Source organism: Chamaesiphon sp. OTE_75_metabat_556 (genome assembly GCF_031378165.1).
Taxonomy (GTDB): domain Bacteria; phylum Cyanobacteriota; class Cyanobacteriia; order Cyanobacteriales; family Chamaesiphonaceae; genus Chamaesiphon.
On record NZ_JANNDR010000407.1, the window covers coordinates 1 to 4,523 of the forward strand.

Annotated in this window: 6 protein-coding genes; 5 read left to right on the forward strand and 1 reads right to left on the reverse strand. The window is 49.3% G+C overall.

What is annotated here, in order from left to right; all coding sequences use genetic code 11:
• Positions 1-556: 556 nt before the first annotated feature.
• Positions 557-1,417 carry a 2-oxo acid dehydrogenase subunit E2 gene (locus RMO27_RS16370; protein ID WP_309734417.1) on the reverse strand — a complete coding sequence of 287 codons (861 nt, stop codon included), beginning with the start codon at positions 1,415-1,417 and terminating at the stop codon, positions 557-559.
• A gap of 101 nt (positions 1,418-1,518) precedes the next feature.
• Here RMO27_RS16370 and RMO27_RS16375 point away from each other — a divergent pair, with 101 nt between their 5' ends.
• The 5 genes from RMO27_RS16375 to RMO27_RS16395 form a co-directional block, all read left to right on the forward strand.
• Entirely contained in the window at positions 1,519-1,821 is a 303-nt protein-coding gene (locus RMO27_RS16375; protein WP_309734420.1) for an NAD(P)H-dependent oxidoreductase subunit E, read from the forward strand.
• A gap of 116 nt (positions 1,822-1,937) precedes the next feature.
• Positions 1,938-3,260, forward strand: coding sequence for an NADH-ubiquinone oxidoreductase-F iron-sulfur binding region domain-containing protein (locus RMO27_RS16380; RefSeq protein WP_309734422.1), 1,323 nt, complete (start codon positions 1,938-1,940; stop codon positions 3,258-3,260).
• Between the two features lie 69 nt (positions 3,261-3,329).
• Positions 3,330-3,575 (forward strand): type II toxin-antitoxin system Phd/YefM family antitoxin, encoded by a 246-nt coding sequence (locus RMO27_RS16385; protein WP_309734424.1) that lies wholly within the window; start codon positions 3,330-3,332, stop codon positions 3,573-3,575.
• On the forward strand, positions 3,572-3,967 hold the full coding sequence (locus tag RMO27_RS16390) for a type II toxin-antitoxin system VapC family toxin (RefSeq protein WP_309734426.1): 396 nt from the start codon (positions 3,572-3,574) through the stop codon (positions 3,965-3,967). The genes RMO27_RS16385 and RMO27_RS16390 overlap by 4 nt, the downstream gene beginning before the upstream one ends.
• Positions 3,968-4,101: 134 nt before the next feature.
• A partial coding sequence (locus tag RMO27_RS16395; protein ID WP_309734428.1) for an NHL repeat-containing protein occupies positions 4,102-4,523 on the forward strand: 422 nt, incomplete at its 3' end.

Sequence of the window (4,523 nt, forward strand, 5' to 3'; positions counted from 1 at the left end):
CACCTACCAAGATCTCAAATATTTGGTAGGTGCTTTGTTTCTCACCTTATCTGTAATCTTCAAACTACTACTGCCAACCAAAATGCAAGCGGCAGAACTATTATTAGGTGGAAAATTTCTACCTATCCACCCAAATTCGGGTAGATAGACTGAAAAATTCAGCATATTCCCTGTGCAAAAGCAGAAACTTTTGACCTATCATTCTATTTAAGGTGGATCTGCTGAATTTTTCAATATATTGTAACATTATGCAAAATCCTCCTAAGAAGCTACTAGAGCAAGTTAGAGACATAATCCGCCTTAAGCATTACTCCTACCGTACAGAAGAAACCTACATGCAATAAATTTAAGTTTGGCTCGATCGAGTGTTATTGCGGTTGGTGCAAAAAGACCTCATCAGACGCATCGGGCGCGGTTTATACAATCTAACCCAAATCAGAAAATCTGAATCTTGAGTATTATTTGTTAGGAAAATTTATATTACATCCGCGATCGAACTCATATGGGCTTAACTATTGCCACTGCGATCGATACTGACAAGAGCGATTTAATTTTGCTATTCGTAGTTTATTTGGATGTCTTTGTCGCCCATCAGATCTTCCTCCAGCCCATACCCGCCTTCCATTAATTTCTGCAGATAGCCAATAAACCGCGCCACTGGCGCACCGTCTGTCACGTCATGGTCGAACATGACGGTCAGTCCCACATATTCGCGGATGACAATTTGCTCGTCGATCACTCCTGGTCGTTTAGCGATGCCACCCACCGCGATTAGTAAGGGATGAATGCCAATCGGAATGCCCCAACTCATGCCGCCACCGCCAAACATACTAATGGATGTCACGGAGACAGTACCCATCGTGCGCTTGAAGCGGAAAGGGTCGCGAAACAAGGGTTGCCAGAAGAACAGGTTTCGTAAAAATGGCGGCAGCATTACAAAGATGTTCATCATCCAGGCTGTGGTGGAAGAGCCAACCTGCACGTCCCCCGCTGCAATGGTTGATTTTTGCGCGGCACGAATTTCGGTATGAATCTCAGCCACGGTTTTCCGATCGGCTTGGCGAATGATGTAAGGCATTGGCAACTTCTCGCCTGCAACCGATCGTTCGATAATAATCGTCACATCCACATCATCAAAAAGTACTAGCTCTCGTTTACCTTTACGGAGCGCGTGGACGTATTTATGTTCGCTAATTGCTTGAGCCAGACATTTGATAATCCAGCCTGTAAAACTAATTCCTTGTCCAGTCTTCGCTTTCTGAGCATGAATTGCCGATCGAGCCTCTGTTACATCGATTTCCAATAAAATGGGTACGTGATGCCTTTGGCGACCCCAAATCATCGTGTCGATTGTGGGGTTGCGGAACTGAGGGAAATTGCGTTTTTCAAAGCTGCCAATGAGATCTACTGGTGTCATTTCCGCCTCCACTATCCTGTTTAACAGCATCTGTCCCCTGTGCGACGAGTACTCGAAGCTGTTCTGCTAGCACTACCATTTTCTCACGCGCAACGGATCGCATGACGAGCGATGATGAGTTCGGCAAATGGTTTACGTTCAAACCTAGTGGCGTTCATACCTGTGTGGTTTGTTTGGGGACAGCTTGCCATGTCAGAGGCAGTAGTAAATTGATCGCGGTATTGGAGGCGGAACTAGGTATCCAGATGGGCGAAACCACACCTAACAAGCAAGTTTCACTGATGGTCGCTCGTTGTGTCGGGGCTTGTGGCATTGCTCCGGTCATCGTCATCGATGGCGCGGTCAGTGGCAAGCAAACCCCGGATGATGTGGTTAATAAGATTAGAGTCCTGAAAAACCCATAAAAATCAGAACGGGATTTACTGGATTTGAGGATGGGCAGGATTGATTTGTCGCCTTGGCTGGGCACCCACAATCAGCAGCCAGAATAACTATCTTAAAATAACGCCGTAAAACCGTTATGGATATAATTGAACTACAGGCGATCGGTCAACAAGAGCAGGAACGGCGCAAACCGACCCGCATTCGCTGTTGCACGGCTGCAGGCTGTCTTTCATCGGGGGCGGCTGCGGTCAAAAGTAGCTTAGAGACGGCGGTTGCACTGGTTAACTTAGATAATACGGTGGAGGTGTGTAGTGTGGGTTGCTTGCGGCTGTGCGGTCGGGGGCCACTGGTCGAGGTCGATCCGATGGGTGCATATTATGAAGAGGTTACGCCAGAGAATGCTGAGTCGATCGTGGCAGCCCTTCATGGTGGTGACAACACAATAATTATAGGACATCAAGATCGACCGTTTTTCACTCATCAAATGCCGATTGTCCTCGAAAACTGTGGCAAGATCGATCCCGAACGGATTGAGGAATACATTGCCGTTGGTGGCTATACCCAATTGCACCATGCCTTGACCGAAATGACCCCCGCCCAAGTCATCGAGGAGGTAACTAAGAGTGGGCTGAGAGGACGCGGTGGGGCGGGCTATCCCACGGGTTTAAAATGGGCGACGGTTGCCAAAATGCCCCCTGGACAAAAATATGTGGTTTGCAATGCTGATGAAGGCGGGCGAGGTATTCCTCGTCCCCGTCCGCCCTATCCGGCTATATCCGGGCTATGGGAACGCCCTACGCTGATTAATAACGTGGAAACCTTTGCCAATATCACCCCAATTATCCGCAATGGTGGCGACTGGTATGCCAGCATTGGCAACGAGAAAAGTAAAGGCACGAAAGTCTTTGCCCTGACGGGAAATATCCAGAATACGGGGCTGATTGAAGTGCCGATGGGAACAACCCTGCGCGAAATTGTCGAGGAGATGGGTGGCAGTGTACCGGATGGTGGCAAGGTAAAAGCGGTGCAAACGGGAGGGCCATCTGGGGGGTGTACTCCCGCAGATCTCCTAGATACGCCAGTGGATTATGAATCCTTGCAAAAACTAGGCACGATCGTCGGTTCTGGCGGGATGATTGTGATGGATGAATCCACGAATATGGTGGAAATTGCCCGCTTTTATATGGATTTTTGTCGAGATGAATCCTGCGGAAAATGCGTCCCCTGTCGAGCAGGTACAGTGCAACTCCATGCCTTATTAACCAAAATCGCGAATCGGCAAGCTACTGCCGCAGATCTAGCTCAACTGGAATCTCTGAGTCAGATGGTGAAGGAAATGAGCTTGTGTGGATTGGGGCAAACTGCGCCAAATCCGGTATTTAGTACGCTGCAATATTTCAGGCAAGAATATCTGGATCTGTTGGTAGCTCCAACGGAAGCATTCCTGCCTCAAAGCTAGATGTAGGAGGTTGGTTATATACCCTATGAATGCTGTTATACTAGACTTAGTTTACAAACTAAGTCACTTATGGATACCGTCAATATTCATCAAGCCAAGACTCATCTGTCCCAATTACTACAGCGAGTGGAGTTAGGCGAAGAAATCGTCATTGCCAATCGCGGGGTACCAGTAGCTAAATTAGTACCGATTCCCCATCAGATCGATCGACGTAGTAGCATGGGTAAAGATATCGGTTTATTTCAAGTACCCGCAGACTTCAATGCTTCCTTACCAGCCGACTTACTGGCTGCCTTTGAGGGGGAAGAAGTTTGAATCTGTTGTTAGATACTCAATGTTTGCTGTGGTGGTTTACTGCGCCAGAGCAACTAAACTCAAAAGCCATCGAGCAAATAGTCGATTCAGATAACGAACTGTTTTTCTCAGTGGCTAGTGCTTGGGAAATCGCAATTAAAGTGGGGATTGGTAAACTACCACTGCCCGAACCTGTCGATACTTATGTAGCTAGTCGAATGCGGCTATTGGGTGCTAAGTCTCTCGATATCGTCTTTCCCCACGCTTGTAGAGTGGCGACATTACCGTTATTGCATCGCGATCCGTTCGATCGCATCCTGGTGGCACAAGCACAAATCGAGCGCATGACCTTGGTAACAGCGGATGAGATTCTGACTCAGTATAGTGTCGATTTGTTGTGGGCAAAAGCTTAGTTATTATTTTGAGATCGAGCGATCGTTGTCGCGAACGAGCCAGTGGAGTCGTAATTAAGGTGTAGTTACAGTCTCTAGCAGATCGGAACCTTTTAGATCGACTTGGGAGGATAGAATGTCAGTAGCCGGTGGAGTTGCCCAAGCTCGGCGCCTGCGTGCGCCAGATCGACGCGCTTGGCGAGCCGACCGGTCTGGCCTACGGGCCGGACGGTCTGCTGTACGTCGCGGAATCGCTGGCGCATCGGGTGAACGTGATCGACGCGGAAGGAAAGTCGAAACGCACAATCGGCGCGGAACGGCTCGTCGACCCGCGCGACGTCGCGGTCTGCGCCGATGGACGCGTCGTGGTTTCCGATGCGGGCCTCGACGCGATCGTGATATTTGCGCCGGACGGCAAGTCCAGTGTGATCGGAAAAATCGGCGGTGAACCTGGCCAGTTCTCGGCTCCCGAAGGCATCGATGTCGCGGGCGATTGGATTGCCGTTGCCGACTCGCGCAACGATCGCGTTCAAGTCATGAAACTGGATGGCAGCCTTGCGCGCGTCATCGGCTATCG